Source organism: Kluyvera intermedia (genome assembly GCF_021440345.1).
GTDB classification, from domain to species: domain Bacteria; phylum Pseudomonadota; class Gammaproteobacteria; order Enterobacterales; family Enterobacteriaceae; genus Kluyvera; species Kluyvera intermedia_A.
Genome location: NZ_JAKCNS010000047.1, coordinates 12,534 through 34,909 on the forward strand (window position 1 = coordinate 12,534; position 22,376 = coordinate 34,909).

Here is a 22,376-nt window from a genome sequence, read left to right on the forward strand (position 1 = left end):
CCTTAGACGCTCACTGCTGCTGCGCGACGCATGCGCAGCAGCAGCATTCCCCCCGCCAGCAGCGTGATAATCTGCGAGGCAACCAGCACCGAAAATCCGGAGCTGACCGAACCCACCGACTTCATGACGATACCCATCAACAGCGGAATAAACGCCGCGCAGATATTGCCAATACCATTGATAATCCCATAAGCACTGCCCACCACTTCCCGCGCAGCGTGATGTTGTACCACCGCCGGAATTGCCGCGCCCTGTAATCCCCAGAAGATATTCGCCGAAAGCATAAACAGCGCCAGCATCGCCGGCTGATGGCTTAACATCAGCGCCATCACCGAAAGCGCCGTCAGCAAACCGCCGGCCACAAACAGCAGCGGTGCCTGTTCCGGACGCATTTTGTCGAGCAGGACGCCGCCGAGAAACTTAGAACCCAGGCTCAGGATGAAAGGAATGGCCGCGAGAAAACCGGTCGCGTGCAGCGAGAAATGGTGTTCATCACGCAGCCATGCCGGCAGCCAGGCGCTGCTGCCCCAGAGGTAGCTCAACGTGGCGATTTCGACCAACAGGATCCAGCCCAGCAGTGGTGTCCGCCAGGCAAGGCTGAAGGTTTGCACAAAGCCTGCGCTGTGGCGTTTGGCTTCTCGGTGAGGAGCGGGGAGAAAGCGCCAGATGAGGCCGCCGCCGAGCAAAAGGTTCATCACCGCCAGCGCGTAGAACGATCCCATCCAGCCAAAGTGGGTCATTGTCCAGGTGACCAGCGGAAAGCCAACCGCCAGCCCCAAAGAGACGCCCAGCGCGGTAACCGCGTTGGGTTTGCCTATCTCATCAGCGCTAAAGTTATCGCTGATAAACCGCGTTTTCAGTGAGAACAGCGGCCCCTCGGCGATGCCCAGAATGATGCGCGCCACCAGCATGCCCATCAGCGATCCCAACAGCGGTGATATGGCGCACACCACCGCCCAAATAAGGATACTGCCCAGCAGTCCCTGTCGGTAATTGAGGCGATTTTCAATAACCGGAGTTAATAGTAAAGCGGAAAAACCATAACCCAGAAGAAAGCAGGTCATTAGCATTCCTTGTAACATTCTGTTTTCATTTAAGCGGAAATGATCGGCGAATTCCGGGTTGAGGATCATCACCGAGATATTTACCCGGTCGACGTATGAAATAATAATTAACAATAGTAATGCTATTGTGCCTTGCCATCTTGCCGTCATGAATTCTGCCTCAATGATTTTTATCGGTTTATATTGTTATTCTGGTTACTACCACGTAGCTAAAATGGTTCATATATGAAACTCATTGTTTTATATGTAGAAAATAATCAATAGTTTCATCTATGAAACCGCTTCATGGTAGCCTTTAATAATTTTTAGAGACTAATCAAGGAACAAGTCAATATCTATTTTTAAAAAATCGAGGTCATTAATAAAACGTATTCATGACGTTTCTTTTTATGAAAATTTCATATCTCTGCATTTTTTCGTGATCCTTTGCACACTTAGTTAATTAAACCCCTAAATATTAACAATTCGGTCACATTCACACTTGACGTAAAACTCATCGCTTTTATATTGACCGTATTAAATAAGAAACAGAGTTTCATATATGAAACAAAAGCCTGGAGGATCGCGATGAGCTGGATAGGCGTATGTGACGCAGAGCAAGTACAGGAAGATTTCCCTTTTAGCGGCAATATCGAAGGCAAAGAGATCGGCATTTATCTGATCGACGGTGAATATTTTGCCCTGGAAGATGTATGCCCCACGCCTATGCGCTGTTGAGCCAGGGCTTTGTCGAAGACGGCAAGGTGGAGTGCCCACTGCACGAGGCCGTTTTCGATGTCAAAACCGGCCAGTGTCTGCACGGTCCCGGCGGGCGCAATCTCAACCGCTACCCGGTTCGGGTATTTGAGAACCAGATTCAGATTACGTTTATCGAGGAGACCGTGGCATGAGCGAGACCCAGGATTTTAACCCGGCGCTGCCGGAGAGCCGTCAGTTCACCCCGCCAGCCGAAGGCGGCAACGGTGCGATTCATAAACCGGGCAGCTACGAAAACCTCATCTGGCAGACCCGCAGCCGCGTCCCGGAAAACTGGGAACTGAATCTGATTGCAGCGCTGGAGACACTCTTCGAGCAGGGCGTTGATACGCTCCCCGCGCTGGTTAACGGGCTGAACGCGGCCCGCATGCATGACCAGCAGGGTGAGCCGTGGAGCGACAGCAGCTTCCAGGCATTCTTACAGGTTAATGGTTACTGAGGGCAGGGCGATGACGACGAGCGTACAAAACTATCTCGACACGGGCCTGCGCGGCCTTTGGTATCCGGTATTGGCTAGCTGGGAAGTCCAGTCGGCGCCGGTGGGTATTACTCGCCTTGGCGAACAGATTGTGGTCTGGCGTAACAAAGATGGCCAGGTTCAGGCGCTGGAAGACCGCTGCCCGCACCGCGGGGCGCGTCTGTCGATGGGCTGGAACCTGGGCGACCGTATCGCCTGTTGGTATCACGGGGTTGAAGTGGCGGGTAACGGCGAAGTCAAAGATGTCCCCGCCGTCGATAAATGTCCGCTGGTGGGCCAGCAGTGCGTGCGCAGCTACAACGTGCAGGAAGCGCACGGCGCGATTTTCCTGTGGTTTGGCGTCACCGCCGATCAGCAGCCCGATGAGTTAACCTTCCCAACGGAATTGGCCGACGGCGAAGCCTACAGCAACTTCCTGTGCACCGCGGCGTGGGACTGTAACTATCAGTACGCGCTGGAAAACGTGATGGATCCGATGCACGGTACCTACCTGCACTCCTCCTCGCATTCGATGGCTGAAGGCGATCGCAAAGCCGATATGGTACTGCAGCCCACAAAGACCGGATTCATTTTTGAGAAAAAAGGCCAAAGCGGCGTCAACTTTGACTGGGTGGAGCTGGGCAACAGCGGCACCTACTGGATGCGCCTGTCGATCCCTTACAAACAACGCTTTGGGCCGGGTGGCCACTTCTTTATCGTCGGCATGGTGGTGCCGGAAGATAACGATCACTGCCGCGTGTTCTTCTGGCGTATCCGCCGCGTACAGGGCTGGCAGCGCGATATGTGGCGCTTCATGTACCGCAATCGCCTGGAAAAACTGCATTGGGAAGTGCTGGAACAAGACCGCGTGGTGCTCGAAAGCCTGGCGCCAAACGCCCGTGAACACGAATACCTCTATCAGCATGACGTTGGGCTGTCCCGCCTGCGCCGCATGATGCAAAAGGCGGCCAAAGAACAGCTGGCCGTCCGGGAACAGCAGCAAGGAGCGGCCTGATGAATGGCCTTCTGAACGGTAAACGGATTGTGATTACCGGCGCGGCGCGCGGGCTGGGCTACCACTTTGCCAAAGCCTGTGCGGAACAGGGCGCGGCGGTGGTGATGTGCGACATTCTGGCAGGTGAACTTGCCGAAAGCGCCCACGGGCTGCGCGAGCAGGGCTATACCATCGAATCGCACGTTATCGATCTGGCGGATGCCCGCGCGATCGACAGCACGTTCAGCGCGATCGCTGAAAAGGGCCAGATTGATGGTCTGGTCAACAACGCGGCGATGGCCACCGGCGTTGGCGGTAAAAACATGCTCGATTACGATGCGGATCTTTGGGATCGGGTGATGACCGTCAACGTCAAAGGCACCTGGCTTGTCACTCGTGCGGCGGTGCCGCTGCTGCGCGAAGGGTCGGGCATCGTCAACGTGGCTTCGGACACCGCGCTGTGGGGCGCACCGCGTCTGATGGCCTACGTTGCCAGCAAAGGGGCGGTGATTGCCATGACGCGTTCCATGGCTCGTGAGCTGGGTGAAAAACGCATTCATATCAACGCCATTGCGCCGGGGCTAACCCGCGTCGAGGCCACAGAATATGTGCCTGCGGAGCGTCACCAGCTGTATGAAAACGGGCGCGCGCTTAGCGGCGCGCAGCAGCCGGAAGATGTCACCGGCAGCGTGGTCTGGCTGTTAAGCGACTTGTCGCGGTTTATTACCGGCCAGCTGATCCCGGTCAACGGCGGTTTTGTTTTTAACTGAGGGTGGAGTTCATATGGCGAACGATCAGGAAGTGAAATATCTGGTGCCGGGGCTGGAACGTGGCTTACAGCTGCTGTTGGCCTTCGGTGAGCAGCATCGCGATCTGACCTTTGCCGAACTGCACCGGCTGGTCGATATGCCGAAAGCCACCGCCTATCGCGTGGTGCAGACGCTGGAGTATATGGGGTTTCTGGAGCGCAATACGCGCACCAATACCTTCTCGCTCGGCATGAACGTGCTGCGTCTGGGCTTTGAATACATCGCCTCGCTGGATGTTGCTCAGGTGGGTCAGCCGGTGATTGAACAGCTGCGCGACACCAGTCAATGCAGTAGCCATCTGGCGATTCGCGATGGCCGCGACATTATCTATATCGCCCGCGTCAGCGCCGCCGGTTCACGGATTAATCAGGTCAGTATCGGTACGCGACTGCCGGTGCACTGCACGTCGCTGGGGCGCATGCTGTTGACCGATCTCTCCCGCGCCGATTTTGAACAGCTGTTCCCGCAGGAGCGGCTGCCGGGTAACACGCCGGGCCAGCTTTTCGAGCGTGAAGCGCTGTGGCAAATGGTGCAGGAGGATAAAGCGCGCGGTTATGTGATTGGCGAATCCTTCTTCCGCCACGGCATCTCTTCCATCGTCTATCCGGTCTATGACCGAAGCGGCCGGGTGGCCGCGGTGGTGAGCATTCTGGTGCCCGCCGAGGAGATCCCGCAAACCGACAGAGTGCGTTTGCAGCAGGAGGTTCGCCTGGCGGCGGACAAAATTTCTGGCTTCTTAGGGTATCTTTCTCAAGCCAGTTAAATCAGTGAGTTAACTCTAGGCGCCGAAGGGCGTCGGGCATGTCTTACGCCCAAATTTGGGCGATAAACGGTAAATGAGGCAACCTGTGATGAGCGTGATTGGAATAGAAAAGCTGGAATTTGGCGTCGATAACCTGACGCATTGCGCCAAATTTATGCATGATTTTGGCCTGACCGGCGATGCCAGCGGCCAGCGTTTTACAACCTTAAGCGGCGCGAGCGTTGAGCTGAACGCTACCGATTGTCCCGATCTTCCGCCGGCTTTTGAGGCCGGGAATACCCTGCGCCGAATGACATGGGCAGTGGCAGACTCACAAAGTCTTGAAGCGCTAAGACCGAAACTGGCGGTTCAGCCGGGCTTTCGCGAAGTGGACGGCGCGCTGGAGTGTCTCGACCCGAACGGCATGACGCTGCGGGTGCAGGTTAGCCAGCAGGTGCCGGTTGAACTCAACGTTGAGCCGATTAATCAGTGGGGCGACGTGCGCCGCATCGATACCCCAAGTCCGGTTTACCAACGCGCCCAGCCGATTAACGTCGGTCACGTGGTGTTCTTTGTTGAAGAGCTGGCGGCGGTGGAGAAATTCTATCGCGACGTGCTCGGTTTCCAGGTCTCTGACCGCTACATCAACCGCGCGGTGTTCCTGCGCTGCGGCGCACGCGGCGGCCATCACAACCTGTTTTTACTCCAGTTGCCTAATCGGAAACGTGGGCTGAACCATGTGGCGTTCACCGTGCGTGATATACATGAGGTGATTGGCGGCGGTATCGCCATGAACAAGCACGACTGGAGCACGTTTATCGGTCCTGGCCGCCATCCTGTCTCCTCGGCCTATTTCTGGTACGTCAACAGCCCAACCGGCGGCGCGTTTGAGTACTACACCAACGATGACTACCTGACGGAAAACTGGCAGCCGCGCGAGCTGGAGCACTCTTTGGTGTCGTTTACCGAATGGGCGGTGAAGGCGGGATTGATCATGATACTCGTCGCCAGCAGCAGAAGTCGGAGGCGGTATGACGGTGCGCATTGTCATTATTGGCGGCGGTCAGGCGGGCGGCTGGGCAGCAAAAACGCTGCGTGATGAAGGCTTTAGCGGCGAAATCTGCGTGGTGGCGGAAGAGGCGTGGGATTTTTACGAACGCCCTCCGTTGTCGAAAGCCTCCCTGTTGGAGCCCGATGCCGCGCTGCCGCGTCTGTTCAGCGAAGAGGTGCAGCAGAATCTGAATCTGCGCTGGTATCGCCCGCAGCGCGCTGAGGTGATTGATCGCGTGGCAAAAACGGTACGCCTGAGCAACGGCGAATCTCTGGCCTACGACCAGCTGCTGATCGCGACCGGCGGCCGCGCACGCCTGCCGGGCGCATCGTGGGCTAATCACCCGCAGGTCTATACCTTACGCCACTGGCAGGATGCGCAGCGTCTGAAACAGCGGCTGGCGCAAAGCCAACGGCTGGCCATTATTGGCGGCGGTTGGATTGGGCTGGAAATTGCCGCCTCGGCGCGCAAGTGCGGCGTGGCGGTGACGTTATTCGAGCAGCAGCCGGCGCTGTGCATGCGCTCGGTCAGCCGCGATGTTTCAGCGCATTTAGCGCTGATGCATCGCCAGCAGGGCGTAGATATTCGCACCGGCTGCGGTGGGCTGGAGCTGGGGGACGATAATGGTCGCCCGGTGATTCAATGCGACGGCAAACGCGAAACCTTCGACGCGGTAGTGGTGGGGATCGGCGTCGATCTCAACCTCGAACTGGCGCGCAATGCCGGGCTGAACATCGCGCAGGGGATCGTGGTGGATGCGCAGGGGCGTACTTCTGATCCGGCTATCTTCGCCGCCGGTGACGTGGCTCAGCATCATCACTATGGCCTGTGTATTCAGTCGTGGGCCTTTGCGCAAAACCAGGCGGTGGCAACGGCCAAAGCGATGCTCGACCCGCAGGCCGCAGGCTATGACGAAGCGCCGTGGCTGTGGTCGGATCAATATCAATACAACATTCAGATCCTCGGGATCCCATCCCGGGGGAGTGAAACCATCGTTCGCGATAATGCCCTTTATTTCTCGCTGGATGATAACGGACGGCTCACGCAGCTGGTGGCGTTTAACGATGCGCGCACCGTCAAGCTGGCAAAACGCTGGATGGCGGCGGGACGAGATTTGTCGGATGTACCGCTCGCTGACCCGACCTTTTCACTGATGTCATTACGCTAAAACACGCGCACCCTCAGGGGGGATAAATGACCACATTAGAGACGAACACCGCGCCGGTTGAGGCGAGCGGTGAGGGCATCCGTACGCCTGAAAAAGCCGTTCGCTGGGCCATTCCGCTGTCGCTGTTGGCCTGCGTACTGTTGGCCTTTTTCGACAAAATCAGCATTGCCGCGCTGTTTTCCGACGGCCATTTTCAGCAGGCGATGGGCATTGATTTCGACACCACGCGCCTTGGTATTCTGATGAGCGCCTTTTTGTTGAGCTACGGCTTTTCCTCCGTTTTTTTAAGCGGACTCGGTGACAAGATTGCGCCGCTGCGCCTGCTGACCGGCATGATGGCGGTGTGGTGCGTGCTGATGGTGGCGATGGGCTTTACCCATAACTACACGCTGATGATTGTGCTGCGCATTTTACTCGGCATTGCCGAAGGGCCGCTGTTCCCGCTGGCGTTTGCCATCGTTCGCCACAACTTCCCGCAGCACCTGCAGGCGCGGGCTACCATGCTGTGGCTGCTCGGTACGCCGGTGGGCGCGGCGATTGGTTTCCCGCTTTCTCTCTGGCTGCTCAACACCTTTGGCTGGCAGAGCACCTTCTTCGTGATGGCCATGCTCACCGTGCCGGTGCTGATTTTTGTGCGTATCGGTCTGCGCGGCATTCGTCTGGAGACGAAAACCGCGACAACCCAGACCTCGCAAGACGAACGGCGGGCGGCGCGCCGCGAGCTGTTCGTCAGCCCGCACTTCTGGATTATCTGCATCTTTAATATCACCTTCCTGACCTATCTGTGGGGCATCAACGGCTGGCTGCCGGGCTATCTGATTAAGGGCAAAGGTATCCACCTCGAACACGCGGGCTGGCTCTCGTCGATGCCGTTTATCGCCATGCTGGCGGGGGAAGTGATTGGCGCATGGCTGTCGGACCGGGTCGATAAACGCGCCGCCGCCTGCTTTATCTCGATGGCGGGCGCCGGTGTTGGGCTGGCGGTGGTGATGCATCTCGATACCCCGCTGGCGATTATCGCCGCGATGAGCTTTAGCACCTTTATGTGGGGAACCGGTGCGCCCAACATTTTTGCCCTGCTAGCCAAAGCGACGCATCCACGGGTGAGCGCCACGGCGGGGGGGATTTTCAACGGGCTGGGAAACTTTGCTGGGGCGTTGTCGCCAGCGGTAATGGGCGCGCTTATCGCGTTCACTCACAGCATGGATTCCGGATTGATTTTTCTGGCGGTGATGGCGGCGGTGGGCTGCTTCCTGTTACTGCCGCTGCTAAGACGTTATTGAGGAGAGTGTCATGACTGATTCAACTGTAACCGCAAAACCGGGCATTAAACCTGACCATCTGACCATGGAAGAGTGGGTCGAATCGCGTATCGCGCGTTTCGAAGGGCGCAAATACGACTGGAATGCGTTGAAGTTCCAGGCCGACTACGACCCGAAATATCGCCGCGCGCAGATGCGCTATATCGGCACCGGGGCGACCGGCGTGGCGAGCGATACCAACACCGTTCCCGCCGAACATTTCACCTTTTCGACGATGGTGCTGCCGTCGAAGTGTGAAGGGCCACTGCATCTGCATGATGATGTTGAAGAGGTGTTCTTCATGCTCAAAGGGCAGATCACGCTGATGATCCAGGACGGCGGCCAGTACACCGAAACCGTGCTGCACGAACGTGACCTGATTTCTGTTCCGCCGGGAATCTACCGCGGGCTGTTTAACCACGGCGAAGAAGAAGCGCTGATGTGCGTCATGCTCGGCACGCAGAAGCCGCATATTCCGACCTATCCGGCGGATCACCCGCTGTCCAAAGTGAAGCGGAGCTAAGGGGGCATGATGACGGGTTTTCGTGAGCAGGGAACCGGTATCCCGCTGATGCTGCTGCACGGTATTAGCTCCGGAGCCGCCTCGTGGCATAAGCAGATGGCGCTCCCCGGTTTTCGCGTCCTGGCGTGGGATATGCCGGGTTATGGCGAAAGCCCGATGTTAGCCGCGACGCGTGCCAATGCCGGTGATTACGCCGATGCATTGGCGGCGTTACTCGACAAAGCCGGCGTGACGCAAACGGTGCTGGTGGGCCATTCGCTCGGTGCGCTGGTGGCCTGCGCCTTTGCAGCGAAGTACCCGCAGCGCGTGCTGCACATGGTGCTGGCCGATGCGGCGCAGGGCTACGGTCAAAGCTCGCCGGAGCAGCGTGAAAACGTGTGGCGCAGCCGCGAGCAGCAAATCGCGTTAGGCGGCGAAATCCTGGCGCAGACCCGCGCGGCGAAGCTGCTGCGCCCTGGTGCGCGCGAAGCGGATATCGCCACCGTGGCCGCCGGGATGCGCAAGCTGCGTTCCGAGGGCTATCTGGCGGCGTCGTGGATGCTGGCGCACGACGACATTCACGGCTGGCTGAAATCTTATGCCGGGGCGTTTGAGGTGTGGTGCGGCGAGCAGGATGCCATTACCCAACCGGAGCTGGTACACGGGCTGGCGCTGCGATACGCCATGCCGTACACCGCGATACCGCAGGCCGGGCACGCCAGCTATCTCGATAACCACGAGTTTTTCAATCAACAGCTTTTACGGATTAAAGAAGAGGTGCGCGATGAATGCACAAATTGATGGGCGCGTAGCGGTAGTCACCGGAGGGTCTTCAGGCATCGGGTTTGAAACGCTGCGCCTGCTGCTGGGAGAGGGGGCAAAAGTCGCCTTCTGCGGCCGCGATCCCGACCGGCTCGCCAGCGCGCACGCGACCTTACAAAACGAATACCCCGCAGGCGAGATTTTCTCTCGCTGCTGCGACGTGCTTAAAAGTGAAGAGGTGCAGGCGTTTGCCGACGCGGTGAACGCGCGCTTTGGTGCCGCCGACATGCTTATCAATAACGCCGGACAGGGCTACGTGGCGCATTTTGCCGATACCCCACGCGAAGCATGGCTGCATGAAGCGGAGCTCAAACTGTTTGGCGTTATTAACCCGGTGCAGGCGTTTTTGCCACAGCTGGAGCAGTCGGATATCGCGTCGATTACCTGCGTGAACTCACTGCTGGCGCTGCAGCCGGAAGAGCACATGATTGCCACGTCGGCGGCTCGCGCGGCGCTGTTGAATATGACCCTGACGCTGTCAAAAGAGCTGGTGGATAAAGGGGTTCGCGTGAACTCCATTCTGCTGGGGATGGTTGAGTCTGGTCAGTGGCGACGTCGCTTTGAGAACCGCAGTGATAAAAGCCAGGGCTGGACGGAGTGGACGGCGGAAATCGCTCGTAAGCGCGGTATTCCAATGGCGCGCCTTGGCAAACCGCAGGAACCGGCGCAGGCGCTGTTATTCCTCGCCTCTCCGCTGGCCTCGTTTACCACCGGTGCAGCGCTGGATGTCTCCGGCGGTTTCTGCCGTCACCTTTAAGGACGCGTCATGAAAAAGATCATGTTAATTGGCTACGGTGCCATGGCGCAGGCGGTGATTGAACGCCTGCCGCCGCAGGTGGCGATTGGCTGGATTGTGGCGCGCGAACCGCATCATGCGGCTATTCACGCCCAGTTTGGCACTACGGTGGAAGCGCTGAGTTCACCGCTGGAATGCCTCGACGCGCCGGATTTGGTGCTGGAATGTGCCAGCCAGCAGGCGGTGGCGCAATACGGTGAAGCAGTGCTGGCGCGCGGCTGGCATCTGGCGGTGATTTCCACCGGTGCGCTGGCCGATAGCGCGCTGGAGCAACGTTTGCAGAATGCCGGGGGCCAGTTAACTCTGCTGTCCGGCGCGGTGGCGGGGATTGACGGTCTGGCGGCGGCGAAAGAGGGTGGCCTGGAACACGTGACCTATCAGTCGCGTAAAAGCCCGGCCAGCTGGCGCGGCAGCTACGCCGAGCAGCTTATCGACCTCAATACGGTTTCTGAGGCGCAGGTGTTTTTTGAGGGCAGCGCCCGCGAGGCGGCCAGACTGTTTCCGGCCAATGCCAACGTGGCGGCGACCGTAGCGCTTGGCGGCGTCGGCATGGACGAAACCCGGGTGCAGCTGATGGTCGACCCGGCCACTCAACGTAATACCCACACCATTCACGTCAAAGGGTTGTTTGGCGAATTCCATCTGGAACTCAGCGGGTTGCCGCTGGCGAGCAACCCTAAAACCTCCACCCTGGCAGCATTAAGCGCGGTTCGCGCCTGCCGTGAACTGGCGCTGCGCTAAGAGGTTGTTATGGAAACATTATCGATTTTTATTGGCGGCAGATGGCGTCTCGGCGGTGGAGAGGCGATGCGCAGCTATTTCCCGGCCGACGGCTCCGTCAACGCTACGCTGAATGCGGCAAGCCTTGAGGATTTGCAGGAAGCGGTTGAGTGTGCAGAGCGCGCGTGGCGTGACCCGCAGTGGCGTAATACGCTGCCGCACCAGCGGGCGAAGTTGCTGCATAAGGTAGCGGACGCTATTGAATCGCGCGTTGATGAGCTGGCGCGGATGCAAAGCCGTGACAACGGCAAACCGCTGGCGGAAGCGCGCGGGCTGGTGATGAGCGCAGCGGGTACCGCGCGCTATTTTGCCGCTGCCTGCGAATAACTGGAAGGCGAGCTGCCGACCCCGCGTCAGCAGGATTTACTGACGTTGAGCCGCTATGAGCCGCTGGGCGTGGTGGCAGCCATTACGCCGTGGAACTCACCTATCGCCAGCGAGATGCAAAAAGTCGCCCCGGCGATTGCCGCCGGTAACGCGGTGATCTTAAAACCCGCCGAAGCCACGCCGCTGATGGCGCTGGAGCTGGCGCGTATTTTTGAGCAAGCCGGGCTTCCTGCGGGCCTGCTGAGCGTGCTGCCGGGCAAAGGCTCGGTGATTGGCGATGCGCTGGCGCGCCACCCTTTGGTGCGAAAAATCTCCTTTACCGGCGGCACAACCACTGGACGCCATCTGGCGCACGTGGCGGCGGAAAAACTGATCCCTACCTCTCTCGAACTGGGCGGGAAATCACCGACCATCGTGCTGGAAGATGCCGATATTGAACTGGCCGCACGCGGGATCTGCTACGGCATTTTTAGCTCTGCCGGGCAGGCCTGCATTGCCGGATCGCGCCTGTTCATTCACGAGCAGGTTTATGCACCGCTGATGGCTCGCCTGCTGGAGTTAACCCGCGGTTTACGCGTCGGCCATCCGTTTAGCGCCGATACCCATCTGGGGCCGCTTATCAATGAAAAGCATCGTCAGAGCGTGTTGGAGTATGTCGAGCTGGCGAAGCGCGAAGGCGGGCGAGTGCTGTGCGGCGGTGAGGTTCCGGCCGACCCGGCGCTGGCGGCGGGCAGCTTCTTTATGCCGACCATTATTGAGGGGCTGAATAATCAGGCCCGCGTCTGTCAGGAAGAGATCTTCGGACCGGTGGTGATTGCCATACCGTTTAGCAACGAAGCGGCGCTCATTACCCAAGCCAACGATTCTATCTACGGCCTGGCCGCCGGTATCTGGACGCGCGATACCGGGCGGGCGCTGCGCTTAAGCGACGCGCTGGAAGTCGGCACGGTGTGGATCAACACCTACAAAGTCTTTTCGATTTCGACCCCGTTTGGGGGCTTTAAAGAGAGCGGTCTGGGCCGCGAAAAGGGCATACAGGGCTTAAAAGCCTGGATGCAGCAAAAGAGCATTTATCTGGCGACGGGTAATGGCGTCAACCACTGGTGCGACTAAGAAAGGGTGAGCAATGAGCGAAATGATTACCGTCGGCGACGCTATCGCCAGAACGCTGGAGCAGTATCACGTTGAAGCCATTTATGGCGTCATCTCTATTCATAACCTGCCGATTGCCGATGCGGTCGGCCAGCGTGGCAACATCCGCTTTGTGCCGGCGCGCGGCGAAGCGGGCTCGGTCACCATGGCGGATGCCCATGGCCGTTTTTCTGGCCTTGGCGTGGCGCTGACCAGCACCGGTGCCGGGGCGGGCAACGCGGTGGGTGCGCTGGTGGAAGCGATGAATGCCTGCACGCCGCTGCTGCATTTGACCGGCCAGGTGGAAAAAGCGTGGCTGGATGCGGATACCGGTTTTATCCACGAAACCCGCGATCAGCTGACCTTCCTCAAGGCCAGCTCGAAGCGCGCCTATCGCATCAGCAATGCCAATCAGGCTATCGCCATTTTGCACAAGGCGATTCAGGAGGCACAAACGCCGCCGTGTGGCCCGGTGTCGGTCGAAATCCCGATTGATATTCAAGGGGCGAAGATCCCGCTGTCGCTGGTGACCGCGCCGGTCAAAGCGCGCGGCGTTGAGAGTGTGGACAGCAACGTGGTGGACGCACTGTGGGCGCAGCTCAAGCAGGCGAAACTGCCTTTGCTGTGGCTGGGCGGTGGTGCGCTCGGTTGCGCTGATGCGGTGAAAAAGCTGGCGGATGCCGGGATGACCGTTATCTCCAGTACTCACGCGCGCGGCGTGTTGCCGGATAGTCACCGCGCGAGCCTGCGGGCGTTCCACAACTCGCCGTCGGTTGAAGCGGTGATGTCGGGCTGTGATTTTACGCTGGTCGCCGGATCACGGCTGCGCAGCAATGAAACGCGCTCGTGGACGCTGGAACTGCCGCATCCGCGCGTGCAAATTGATATCGACCCGGCGGCGGCCAGCCGCAACTATTTGATGGATAACACGCTGATTGCCGACTGCTCGTCGCTGCTGACGGCGCTGGCGGACAGAGTGCAGGGGCGCGAGTGGGGCAACGCGCAGTGGGATGCGCTGGTGCGCGGCGCGGTGGTGAAAGCCGAAGAGGGGCTGCGTGAGCAGTGCGGCGAGTATGCCAAACTCAACGATGCCATCGCCCAGGCGCTGCCGGAGGATGGCCTGTTGGTTCGCGATATTACCGTTTCCGGCAGCCTGTGGGGCAGCCGTCTGTTCCGCGCTAACGGCCCACTCATGAATATTCATTCGTTAGCCGGGGCGATTGGCATGGGGCTGCCGATGGCAATCGGCACCGCAATTGCCAATCCCCAGCGCAAGGTTGTTGGGCTGGTTGGTGACGGTGGTCTGAGTCTGAATCTCGGCGAGCTGGCGACGCTGGCGCAGGAGAAGGCCAACGTGACGTTGCTTATCATGAACGATGGCGGCTACGGCGTGATGCGCGGCATTCAGGATAAGTATTTCGGCGGGCGCCAGTACTTTAATGAGCTGCATACACCTGACTTTACTCTGCTGGCGCAGGCGATTGGTCTGCAGGCGTGGAGCGTGGATCGGGCGGAGGATTTCACTGCGGTGATGACCGAAGCGCTCGCCATGCCGGGCCCATCGGTGGTTGAAGTCAAAATGGGGCAGATTGGCGCGCTGAAGTTTGCCGGGCCGCCGCAGAAGACGCTGTACTAAGGCTAAAAAAATGGCCCCTCTCCCTGGCGGGAAAGGGGCCTGTTTATTCTCACCGAACGGTGGGGAAAATCTTAAAACGCGTTGAACGGATATTCGACGTATACGCGAACTTCGTTGCCGCTGACGTTATAGTCGCTGGCATTGCTGGATACACGCAGTACCGAGTAGCGAACTTTGAATTTCAGATCTTTCGCCGGGCCGTCCTGGACCTGGTATTGCACCTGGTTAAACCACTCGTGCTCTTTACCGTTGCTGGTCTCAGCCGTCTTGATGTTGTCACCGCGAACGTAGGCGGTGGTCCAGCTCAGACCCGGTAAGCCCAGACCGCCGAAGTCCAGCGCATAGGACGCCTGCCATGAACGCTCATCTTCGCCGTTAAAATCAGACCAGTAGGAGTTTGCCAGCCAGATGGTATTGCCGCCGTCGCCGACGCCGCCATGGTTCTGGTAGCCGCCGTAGTTATAGCCGGTGCTGCCGCTGCTCTGCTGGTAGGCGATTTTGAAGGTGTGGATATCCCAGATGTAGCTGGTGGCCAGGCTCCAGATGGAGTTGCTGCGGCCGGTATCCAGTGAATCGGCATATTCCTGCTCAAGGCGAGAGTTGTAGCCGTTGAAATCGAAGACCAGCTTCTGAGAGTCGGCCAGCGGCTGTGCGTAGTTCAGGCCAAGATACTGCTTGTTCAGGACGTCTTCCACGTGGGAAGCGTAGAGCGCGCCGCTCAACTGGTCGTTGAACTGATAGCTGGCACCGCCGAAGGTAATGCTCTTCAGGCCGGTGTTGTGGCTGTCGTCGCTTTTACGCTGCTCGTCGGTCAGGTAACCGGCGTTAACTTCCAGACCGGCGATCTCTTGCGAAGTCAGCATGGTCCCGGTGTAGCTTTCGTACAGCAGACGCGACTCGTCGGCGGTGATAATGGGCAGCGCCGGACGCTGGCTACCGTAGCTTAATACGGTGTTGGAGAAACGCATTTTGGCGGTGGCGCCAAACTTCGCCAGGTCGGATTTCGCGCGACCATCGTTGTCCTGAGCAAAGAAATCAATGCCGCCTGCACCGCTGTTACCGCGGCCGCCATCAAGGCGTACGGCGTACTGCGCGATACCGTCTACGCCAAAGCCGATAGGGCCCTGAGTAAAGCCGGATTCGAAGGTGGCAATAATTCCCTGGCCCCATTCGCTTTTATCATGCAGGCCATCGCGGTAATCGCGTTTGATATAGGCGTTGCGTAAAAATAGATCCAGGTGACTGTCATCAACGAATCCCTGGCTCTCAGATTGTTGGCTGGCGAAAGCTGGCGCAGAGGCAATAATACTTAAGGCAATTAAGGCTAATTTATTTTTCACGGCGGGAACTTCTCTATTTATATCACTGTCGAATTGTGTTGTTACAATTTCGATAGTCGCCTGAAACCGTGTCAAAAGCAATCACTGTATGAGCGGATGTTTCGCGTCTCTTGGCCTTGCGGAGCTTGCAGCGACGGGTTTCTTTGAGAGGGTGTAGACTATTTAAAAATATGGTTAAAGGTCTTTCTGGAAGAGAATTAATATATTTTTGTTTTCATTTTTAGAAGGACTGTTTGAGAGCGGAGGGAGTTGCTTATATATTCCTCCTGGTTGACATTTAATCGTATTTAACAGTTTGTGCGCTTAAATTATCAATTAATGCCGTTTAGCTATTTTTAATATTTTTTGCTTATTATAGCAAGGGGGCAATATTGCCCCCGGTAAAATGATTATTTAATTCCGTCGGCGTTCAGGCGATCGCGGATGTGCTGCGCACGTTCCTGCGAGCCAGGGTGATCGTCAAACATCGAGCTTTGACGGCCATCTTCGAGTTTCGCCAGCTTCTCAAAGCTGGTGGCAAGGCCGGTTGGGTTAATGCCGCGTTTGCGCAGCAGATCGTAGGAATAGTCATCTGCTTCTGACTCCTGGCGCTGGGAGAACTGCGAATTCACCAGCTTCTCACCCAGATCGCCCAACTGCGACTGTGACAGGCTGCCGACGATACCCCCTGCGGAGGCTGCCGCAGCGCGAAGGGCGTTGGTACCAATGGCCACCTGCATGCCTTTCTTCACGTGGCCTAACGCGACGTGGCCCATTTCATGGCCGACAACCGCTTCGACTTCGTTATCATTCATCAGGTCCATCAGACCGCTGTAAACGCGGATGCAGCCGTTGGCCATTGCGAAGGCGTTAACATCTTTCGCCACGTAGACTTTGTAGTTCACCGGCTGGCCGTTGATGTTGTCGCCAAGGGCTGCGGCAATCTTATTCAATCGTTTAACGTAGTCGCTGCCGGCTGGAGCGATGGTCGCTTTGCTGTCCATATCCTTGCAGGCCTGATCGCTCAGGGCTTGTACCTGCTGATCGCTTAAGGAAAACGCCTGCAGTGCGCCGGTACTTGAACTTAATAAGCCGTTTGAATCCATATTCTGGCAGCCGCTAAGCAGTAAAGTCGTGCCGAAAGCCAGAACTATCGCCCGTTTTTTCATGAGAGTGCTTCCAAAGTCGTTTATCTGATAGTGCCCTGGAATGGTATCGCCAGAGTGACGTTAAGTATAAAGAATATCGTCAGTTGCGGGCGAGTGGATTACATCTCGTTAACCTCTGTTCCAGAGATTTCTGAATTCGCAAAAGGATGCTCCATGTACATGCTTTGTCGCATAGGTTACATTGTTGGCACTTTTTTCTGGCACAGCCCGTAACGTGCGCGCCTCGTGGCGTTAGGGTTAGCCTTCAACAGTCCGAACTGGAGTCAAAATGTCCTCACGTAAAGAGCTTGCTAATGCTATTCGTGCGCTGAGCATGGACGCAGTACAGAAAGCCAAATCCGGTCACCCGGGTGCCCCTATGGGTATGGCTGACATTGCCGAAGTCCTGTGGCGTGATTTTATGAACCATAACCCACAAAATCCGTCCTGGGCTGACCGTGACCGCTTTGTACTGTCTAACGGCCACGGCTCCATGCTGATCTATAGCCTGCTGCACCTCACCGGCTACGATCTGCCGATGTCTGAGCTGAAAAATTTCCGTCAGCTGCACTCCCAGACTCCGGGCCACCCGGAAGTTGGCTACACCGCTGGTGTTGAAACCACCACTGGCCCACTGGGTCAGGGCATTGCAAACGCCGTGGGCATGGCGATTGCAGAAAAAACGCTGGCGGCGCAGTTTAACCGTCCAGGCCACGACATCGTTGACCACTTCACCTATGCATTCATGGGCGATGGTTGCATGATGGAAGGCATTTCTCACGAAGTGTGCTCCCTGGCCGGTACCCTGAAACTGGGCAAACTGGTTGCGTTCTACGATGACAACGGCATCTCCATCGACGGCCACGTTGAAGGCTGGTTCACCGATGATACCGCTAAGCGTTTTGAAGCCTACAACTGGCACGTCATCCGCGGCATCGACGGTCACGACGCTGAAGCGATTAAACGCGCAGTAGAAGAAGCACGCGCTGTTACCGACAAACCGTCCCTGCTGATGTGCAAAACCATCATCGGTTTCGGTTCTCCGAACAAGCAAGGTACTCACGATTCCCACGGTGCGCCGCTGGGTGACGCTGAGATCGCACTGACCCGCGAACAGCTGGGCTGGAAATATGCGCCGTTCGAAATCCCGGCTGACATCTATGCGCAGTGGGATGCAAAAGCGGCAGGCCAGGCAAAAGAAGCTAGCTGGAACGAGAAATTTGCTGCTTACGCGAAAGCCTTCCCTCAGGAAGCGGCTGAATTCACCCGTCGTATGAAAGGTGATATGCCAGCAGACTTCGACGCGAAAGCGAATGAGTTCATCGCTAAACTGCAGGCCAATCCATCCAAAATCGCGAGCCGTAAAGCTTCTCAGAACGCGATTGAAGCCTTTGGTCCATTGCTGCCAGAATTCCTCGGCGGCTCTGCTGACCTGGCGCCGTCTAACCTGACTATCTGGTCTGGTTCTAAACCAATTAACGAAGACATCGCGGGTAACTATATCCATTACGGTGTGCGTGAATTCGGTATGACCGCGATTGCTAACGGTATCTCCCTGCACGGCGGCTTCCTGCCATACACCTCGACCTTCCTGATGTTCGTTGAATACGCACGTAATGCCGTACGTATGGCTGCGCTGATGAAAAAACGTCAGGTCATGGTTTATACCCACGACTCCATCGGTCTGGGCGAAGATGGCCCGACTCACCAGCCGGTAGAGCAGGTTGCTTCTCTGCGTGTGACCCCGAACATGTCCACATGGCGTCCATGTGACCAGGTTGAATCTGCGGTAGCGTGGAAATACGGCGTAGAACGTCAGGACGGCCCAACCGCGCTGATCCTCTCCCGTCAGAACCTGGCACAGCAGGAACGTACCGAAGAGCAGCTGGCGAACATCGCTCGCGGCGGCTACGTGCTGAAAGACTGTGCGGGTCAGCCTGAACTTATCTTCATCGCGACCGGTTCTGAAGTTGAGCTGGCGGTTGCCGCTTACGAAAAACTGACTGCCGAAGGCGTGAAGGCGCGCGTGGTTTCCATGCCGTCAACCGACGCATTCGACAAGCAGGATGCGGCTTACCGTGAATCCGTGCTGCCAAAAGCGGTCTCCGCTCGCGTGGCAGTGGAAGCGGGTATCGCTGACTACTGGTTCAAATACGTGGGTCTGAACGGCGCTATCGTCGGCATGACCACCTTCGGCGAGTCTGCTCCGGCAGAGCTGCTGTTCGAAGAGTTCGGCTTTACCGTCGACAACGTTGTCGCGAAAGCGAAAGCGCTGCTGTAGTTTTAAGGCAGTGGAAAACGGGTCGCTCAGGCGGCCCGTTTTTTTTTGTCTACACGAAAGGTGAGGCGTTGGCGGCGCGTAAGTGGCCGTTTTCAAGGCGAACCACGCGAGGAAAGTGGCGCTCGGTAAAGCGGCTGTCGTGGCTGATGGCGACCACGCTGGTTCCTCTCTGGCGGCAAACCGCCAGCCAGTTTTCGAATACGGTCAGCCAATAGTCATCAAAATCACGGCTCGGTTCGTCGAGCATCAGAATCGCGGGTGCCATGGCTTCAAGACTGGCGACGGCGACCATCCGCCGCTGGGCGGTATGCAAATCCAAAGGGTGCGCTTCGGCAACGTCTGTCAGTTGGCACAATTGCAGAGCATCAGCGGTGCGTTGCGCAACTTCCGCGGCGGGCAGTTTTTGCAGCCGCAGGCCAAAGGCCACTTCTTCTGCCACATTGCTGTGAAATATTTGATTTTCTGCCTCCTGAAACAGCACGCCAATCAGCGTTGCGCGCTCACGGTTTTTCAGTTGCGCAATCGGGCTGTCGTGTAGTGTTATCGTGCCGGACTCCGGTGACAATAAGCCCGCCATCACCCGCAGCAGCGTGGATTTTCCCGCGCCGTTGTCACCGGTTAACGCCAGCCACTCCCCAGCGTTAAGCTGTAGCGAGATATCTTTCAGACAAGGTGCTGAGGTATTCGGCCAGCGAAAACTGACTCCATTTAAAATCAACATAGCGTTGCCAATGCCCCGTTTTGCAGTTGCCAGGCCTGCTGGCAAAAATCGATGAATGGAGTGCGGTTGCGCTCGAACAATATCACCAGCGAGCCTTGTTTCTGTGCCCAGCTCTGCAGACGCGCCAGGAGCAGGCCGGTTATCCCGGCGGTCAGGCGACTGAATGCTTCGTCGAGGATTAAAATCTTCGGCTGCATCGCCAGCGCGCAGGCTATCACCACCCGCTGGGTTTCACCGCCGGAGAGGGTTCCCGGATGACGCTGACGCAGCGGCTGACATTCCGTCAGGGTCAGCGCGTTATCTATCCGGCGCAGAATTTCATCTTCTGGCAGGCAGAGATTCTCCGGGCCAAAAGCCACCTCTTCCTCCACGCTGAAGGTACAGCCCGACAGTTGCAGGTAGGGTGATTGTTGGACCAGTTGAATGGTTTGCGACTGCTCGACCAGCGAGAGCTGGCCGATGGGCGATCCCAGCAGCTTTCCAATACCCTCAATGCTGCCGGGCAGAAAATCGGGATACCAGCCGGCCATCAGCTGCGCCAGCGTACTTTTACCACTGCCGTTATCGCCAAAAATAGCGACCATGCCGGGGGCATCGTAGTGAAAGTTGATACTGGCCGATGGACGCGCTGCATGGGTTGGTAGATAGCGAAACTGTTCTAACGTAACCATAGCCATACCCCTGTTTCGATTAGTATCGCTAGCACCATGGTGTATCGGGCCGCACGTTGCAAAGCGCTGTCCTCGGGAGCCCATAGGGTCGTGCGCCGAGGATGCAGACGAAAAGCACGCATATCGAGTGCGGCACCGCGAACCACCAAATCGTTGAGCGCATTGTGCGTCAGCGGGACTATCAGCGCGGGCATGGCACGCAGGCGCTGATACCAGCGTTCATCAAGCGGTACACCGCGTGCTCGCTGGGCCTCGTGAATAATCGCCAGCTGTCGTTTGAGCTGCTCAACGACCAGCAGCGGGCCGGCAAACAGATAGGCAACGCCAGGCGGTAGGCGAGAGGCAAACAGGGCGCGGATAAACCGCGATATCGGGACGTAGTGCATCCAAAGCTGCGACGTCGAGACAATCGCCAGGATCCGCAGCCACAGCGTGGTGGCATCGGCCCAGCGTTCCGGCGTGCGCGGTTGCCCGCTAATCCACTCCGTTAGCCAACCGCCGTGGACCAGCCACAGGCCAATTCCCAAAGGAACCATCAACCAGACCACATACTTTGCCCGAGGACGCGTGGCCTTCATACACACCAACAGCAGGAATACCGTCGCGCTGTAAACGTTAAGCGCGATGCCGGCTGGCAGCAGTAGCGTGGAGCACGCGGCGAGCGCCCACAGGGTCAGCGAGGTAAACGGATGCATTTAGCGTACGGCGGCCATCGTCGGGAAGTGACGTGTGGTGCGCAACGGGAGTTGGCGCAGCAGTACCCAGACAATCACCGCCGTCAGAATTTTATCCACCAGATTGGCCCCTATCACCGTGACGGCAACGGACTCCACCAGATCCTGACCAGCCGAGTGCATCCAGGCGACAAATAAATCGGCGCCGCTGCCGGTGACGCCGCCAAACAGCGTGGTGCGGATAGGCACGGCCACGATGGTCACGGCAAGGGTAATCACTACGCCGCTAGCCACCACTTTGGGCAAGGTGCGAAACCAACCTGCCCGCGCCAGCCATCCGGCGACGAGACCGATAACCATCGCTACCGGCGCGAAGGCGGCGGCGATAGGGTCGGTCAGGATCCCCCACAGCAGGTTGGTGAGCAATCCGGTTAACATTCCCACCACCGGGCCCAGCAGCACCGCGCTGATTAAAGTGCCAATGGAGTCGAGAAAAATGGGCAATTTCAACATGCTGATGAGCTGGCCACCGACCATATTGATAGCGATAGCAATGACAATCAGCGCCAGGGACTGGCTGGAAAATTGGCGACGCGCCATAAAAACCTCTTATCAGTGAATTTTATCGGGAAGTAATAACCAGTTCGTCATAGCCAGAGACGGCACACGGCTGGCGGCTAAATGCCAGTGCGTTGAGCTCGCCAATGACCAGTTCAAGCGTGGTTCGCACGGTGCAGCCCGGCATCATGTGGCCGCCCAGCATCGCCCCCTGCGGGTCAGAGACCGCCAGATGGAGATGTTCGCCGGTGAGTTCCAGCGTGCCGTTAAGGGAAATGACTTCAAACGTACCGTTCAACAGGGTGGTTTCGTCCTGACCGGCATAACGTAAGGCGACGTCCGTCAGGCTTCCGGTACAACCGGCAATCCACGCGGCCTGTAGCGAGTTCTGTTGGATAAATTCGTGAAGCTGAGCGAATACTTCCTGACCCGGAAGTAAGCGAAGCGCATAAAAGCGAGCGGTTGAAGAGTGGGGCGCAATCATGTTTGGGGGACTCCGAGACTCGGACGTGGCGGTGATAATATCGACACTGGATAATTTGCTTTCTGATATAAATCAGGATTTACGCCGCAGCAACGAAATTATCTTGCTACGCTTATGCACAATTCTGGGATGTGGAATAAATTGGCCTTCTCATTGCGCAAAAATGTGACGCAAGTCAGATAAC

The 22,376-nt window shown here is 57.6% G+C and carries 20 protein-coding genes and 3 pseudogenes; 15 read left to right on the forward strand and 8 right to left on the reverse strand.

Annotated features, from left to right (window positions below; all coding sequences use genetic code 11):
* Window positions 1-2 precede the first annotated feature (2 nt).
* Window positions 3-1,214 (reverse strand): MFS transporter, encoded by a 1,212-nt coding sequence (locus LZ634_RS14695; RefSeq protein ID WP_234506604.1) that lies wholly within the window; start codon window positions 1,212-1,214, stop codon window positions 3-5.
* Window positions 1,215-1,631: 417 nt separating this feature from the next.
* Between LZ634_RS14695 and LZ634_RS14700 the strand changes: the two are divergent.
* The 14 genes and pseudogenes from LZ634_RS14700 to LZ634_RS14765 all read left to right on the forward strand — a co-directional run bounded on the left by LZ634_RS14700 (window position 1,632) and on the right by LZ634_RS14765 (window position 14,336).
* Window positions 1,632-1,954: pseudogene (locus LZ634_RS14700) on the forward strand (non-heme iron oxygenase ferredoxin subunit).
* Window positions 1,951-2,259 carry a recombinase-like helix-turn-helix domain-containing protein gene (locus LZ634_RS14705; protein ID WP_112204537.1) on the forward strand — a complete coding sequence of 103 codons (309 nt, stop codon included), beginning with the start codon at window positions 1,951-1,953 and terminating at the stop codon, window positions 2,257-2,259. The pseudogene LZ634_RS14700 and the gene LZ634_RS14705 overlap by 4 nt, the downstream one beginning before the upstream one ends.
* 10 nt (window positions 2,260-2,269) lie before the next feature.
* Window positions 2,270-3,292 carry an aromatic ring-hydroxylating oxygenase subunit alpha gene (locus tag LZ634_RS14710; RefSeq protein ID WP_052281958.1) on the forward strand — a complete coding sequence of 341 codons (1,023 nt, stop codon included), beginning with the start codon at window positions 2,270-2,272 and terminating at the stop codon, window positions 3,290-3,292.
* Window positions 3,292-4,041 carry an SDR family oxidoreductase gene (locus LZ634_RS14715; protein WP_234506607.1) on the forward strand — a complete coding sequence of 250 codons (750 nt, stop codon included), beginning with the start codon at window positions 3,292-3,294 and terminating at the stop codon, window positions 4,039-4,041. The genes LZ634_RS14710 and LZ634_RS14715 overlap by 1 nt, the downstream gene beginning before the upstream one ends.
* 13 nt (window positions 4,042-4,054) lie before the next feature.
* Entirely contained in the window at window positions 4,055-4,843 is a 789-nt protein-coding gene (locus LZ634_RS14720) for an IclR family transcriptional regulator (protein ID WP_234506610.1), read from the forward strand.
* A gap of 88 nt (window positions 4,844-4,931) precedes the next feature.
* Window positions 4,932-5,857 (forward strand): annotated as a pseudogene (locus tag LZ634_RS14725) (VOC family protein).
* Window positions 5,854-7,041 (forward strand): NAD(P)/FAD-dependent oxidoreductase, encoded by a 1,188-nt coding sequence (locus LZ634_RS14730; protein WP_234506613.1) that lies wholly within the window; start codon window positions 5,854-5,856, stop codon window positions 7,039-7,041. Before LZ634_RS14725 ends, LZ634_RS14730 begins: the two are co-directional and overlap by 4 nt.
* 26 nt (window positions 7,042-7,067) lie before the next feature.
* Window positions 7,068-8,324, forward strand: a complete 1,257-nt coding sequence (locus LZ634_RS14735; RefSeq protein ID WP_234506614.1) for an MFS transporter — start codon at window positions 7,068-7,070, stop codon at window positions 8,322-8,324.
* A 10-nt stretch (window positions 8,325-8,334) separates the two neighbouring features.
* A complete protein-coding gene (locus tag LZ634_RS14740) occupies window positions 8,335-8,865 on the forward strand; it encodes a cupin domain-containing protein (RefSeq protein WP_234506618.1) in 531 nt (176 codons plus the stop codon).
* A 9-nt stretch (window positions 8,866-8,874) separates the two neighbouring features.
* The gene (locus tag LZ634_RS14745) at window positions 8,875-9,645 is read left to right on the forward strand and encodes an alpha/beta fold hydrolase (RefSeq protein WP_234506740.1); all 771 of its coding nucleotides are present in this window, start codon (window positions 8,875-8,877) and stop codon (window positions 9,643-9,645) included.
* Window positions 9,629-10,423 (forward strand): SDR family oxidoreductase, encoded by a 795-nt coding sequence (locus LZ634_RS14750; protein ID WP_234506621.1) that lies wholly within the window; start codon window positions 9,629-9,631, stop codon window positions 10,421-10,423. The genes LZ634_RS14745 and LZ634_RS14750 overlap by 17 nt, the downstream gene beginning before the upstream one ends.
* A 9-nt stretch (window positions 10,424-10,432) precedes the next feature.
* Window positions 10,433-11,203 carry an aspartate dehydrogenase gene (locus LZ634_RS14755; RefSeq protein ID WP_234506625.1) on the forward strand — a complete coding sequence of 257 codons (771 nt, stop codon included), beginning with the start codon at window positions 10,433-10,435 and terminating at the stop codon, window positions 11,201-11,203.
* Between the two features lie 9 nt (window positions 11,204-11,212).
* A pseudogene (locus tag LZ634_RS14760) lies at window positions 11,213-12,682 on the forward strand (aldehyde dehydrogenase).
* 13 nt (window positions 12,683-12,695) lie between these two features.
* Window positions 12,696-14,336 carry a thiamine pyrophosphate-binding protein gene (locus LZ634_RS14765; RefSeq protein ID WP_234506628.1) on the forward strand — a complete coding sequence of 547 codons (1,641 nt, stop codon included), beginning with the start codon at window positions 12,696-12,698 and terminating at the stop codon, window positions 14,334-14,336.
* A gap of 71 nt (window positions 14,337-14,407) precedes the next feature.
* On the opposite strand, the gene LZ634_RS14770 is transcribed toward LZ634_RS14765, so the two are convergent.
* Both LZ634_RS14770 and LZ634_RS14775 read right to left on the reverse strand, forming a co-directional pair.
* Window positions 14,408-15,676 (reverse strand): OprD family outer membrane porin, encoded by a 1,269-nt coding sequence (locus LZ634_RS14770; RefSeq protein WP_234506630.1) that lies wholly within the window; start codon window positions 15,674-15,676, stop codon window positions 14,408-14,410.
* A gap of 389 nt (window positions 15,677-16,065) precedes the next feature.
* Entirely contained in the window at window positions 16,066-16,824 is a 759-nt protein-coding gene (locus LZ634_RS14775; protein ID WP_234506633.1) for a M48 family metallopeptidase, read from the reverse strand.
* A gap of 268 nt (window positions 16,825-17,092) precedes the next feature.
* Between LZ634_RS14775 and tkt the strand changes: the two genes are divergently transcribed.
* Window positions 17,093-19,084, forward strand: a complete 1,992-nt coding sequence (gene tkt, locus LZ634_RS14780) for a transketolase (protein ID WP_234506636.1) — start codon at window positions 17,093-17,095, stop codon at window positions 19,082-19,084.
* Between the two features lie 49 nt (window positions 19,085-19,133).
* On the opposite strand, the gene LZ634_RS14785 is transcribed toward tkt, so the two are convergent.
* From LZ634_RS14785 to LZ634_RS14805, 5 genes are read right to left on the reverse strand one after another with little or no spacing between them, the layout of a single operon-like run.
* Window positions 19,134-19,805, reverse strand: a complete 672-nt coding sequence (locus tag LZ634_RS14785) for an ABC transporter ATP-binding protein (RefSeq protein WP_234506640.1) — start codon at window positions 19,803-19,805, stop codon at window positions 19,134-19,136.
* A complete protein-coding gene (locus LZ634_RS14790) occupies window positions 19,799-20,476 on the reverse strand; it encodes an ABC transporter ATP-binding protein (RefSeq protein WP_234506644.1) in 678 nt (225 codons plus the stop codon). Before LZ634_RS14790 ends, LZ634_RS14785 begins: the two co-directional genes overlap by 7 nt.
* Window positions 20,464-21,171 (reverse strand): energy-coupling factor transporter transmembrane component T, encoded by a 708-nt coding sequence (locus LZ634_RS14795; RefSeq protein WP_234506646.1) that lies wholly within the window; start codon window positions 21,169-21,171, stop codon window positions 20,464-20,466. Before LZ634_RS14795 ends, LZ634_RS14790 begins: the two co-directional genes overlap by 13 nt.
* Complete coding sequence (locus tag LZ634_RS14800; protein ID WP_234506649.1) at window positions 21,172-21,750, reverse strand: ECF transporter S component; 579 nt, start codon at window positions 21,748-21,750, stop codon at window positions 21,172-21,174.
* 22 nt (window positions 21,751-21,772) lie between these two features.
* Complete coding sequence (locus LZ634_RS14805; protein WP_234506652.1) at window positions 21,773-22,192, reverse strand: PPC domain-containing DNA-binding protein; 420 nt, start codon at window positions 22,190-22,192, stop codon at window positions 21,773-21,775.
* Window positions 22,193-22,376 lie beyond the last annotated feature (184 nt).

Coding starts and splice junctions, on each gene's coding strand:
- LZ634_RS14795 (WP_234506646.1), bottom strand. CDS start 21,171: ATGCATCCGTTTACCTCGCTGACCCTGTGGGCGCTCGCCGCGTGCTCC.
- LZ634_RS14755 (WP_234506625.1), top strand. CDS start 10,433: ATGAAAAAGATCATGTTAATTGGCTACGGTGCCATGGCGCAGGCGGTG.
- LZ634_RS14705 (WP_112204537.1), top strand. CDS start 1,951: ATGAGCGAGACCCAGGATTTTAACCCGGCGCTGCCGGAGAGCCGTCAG.
- LZ634_RS14735 (WP_234506614.1), top strand. CDS start 7,068: ATGACCACATTAGAGACGAACACCGCGCCGGTTGAGGCGAGCGGTGAG.
- tkt (WP_234506636.1), top strand. CDS start 17,093: ATGTCCTCACGTAAAGAGCTTGCTAATGCTATTCGTGCGCTGAGCATG.
- LZ634_RS14785 (WP_234506640.1), bottom strand. CDS start 19,805: ATGTTGATTTTAAATGGAGTCAGTTTTCGCTGGCCGAATACCTCAGCA.
- LZ634_RS14805 (WP_234506652.1), bottom strand. CDS start 22,192: ATGATTGCGCCCCACTCTTCAACCGCTCGCTTTTATGCGCTTCGCTTA.
- LZ634_RS14730 (WP_234506613.1), top strand. CDS start 5,854: ATGACGGTGCGCATTGTCATTATTGGCGGCGGTCAGGCGGGCGGCTGG.
- LZ634_RS14775 (WP_234506633.1), bottom strand. CDS start 16,824: ATGAAAAAACGGGCGATAGTTCTGGCTTTCGGCACGACTTTACTGCTT.
- LZ634_RS14710 (WP_052281958.1), top strand. CDS start 2,270: ATGACGACGAGCGTACAAAACTATCTCGACACGGGCCTGCGCGGCCTT.
- LZ634_RS14740 (WP_234506618.1), top strand. CDS start 8,335: ATGACTGATTCAACTGTAACCGCAAAACCGGGCATTAAACCTGACCAT.
- LZ634_RS14750 (WP_234506621.1), top strand. CDS start 9,629: ATGAATGCACAAATTGATGGGCGCGTAGCGGTAGTCACCGGAGGGTCT.
- LZ634_RS14745 (WP_234506740.1), top strand. CDS start 8,875: ATGACGGGTTTTCGTGAGCAGGGAACCGGTATCCCGCTGATGCTGCTG.
- LZ634_RS14715 (WP_234506607.1), top strand. CDS start 3,292: ATGAATGGCCTTCTGAACGGTAAACGGATTGTGATTACCGGCGCGGCG.
- LZ634_RS14695 (WP_234506604.1), bottom strand. CDS start 1,214: ATGACGGCAAGATGGCAAGGCACAATAGCATTACTATTGTTAATTATT.
- LZ634_RS14800 (WP_234506649.1), bottom strand. CDS start 21,750: ATGGCGCGTCGCCAATTTTCCAGCCAGTCCCTGGCGCTGATTGTCATT.
- LZ634_RS14720 (WP_234506610.1), top strand. CDS start 4,055: ATGGCGAACGATCAGGAAGTGAAATATCTGGTGCCGGGGCTGGAACGT.
- LZ634_RS14790 (WP_234506644.1), bottom strand. CDS start 20,476: ATGGTTACGTTAGAACAGTTTCGCTATCTACCAACCCATGCAGCGCGT.
- LZ634_RS14765 (WP_234506628.1), top strand. CDS start 12,696: ATGAGCGAAATGATTACCGTCGGCGACGCTATCGCCAGAACGCTGGAG.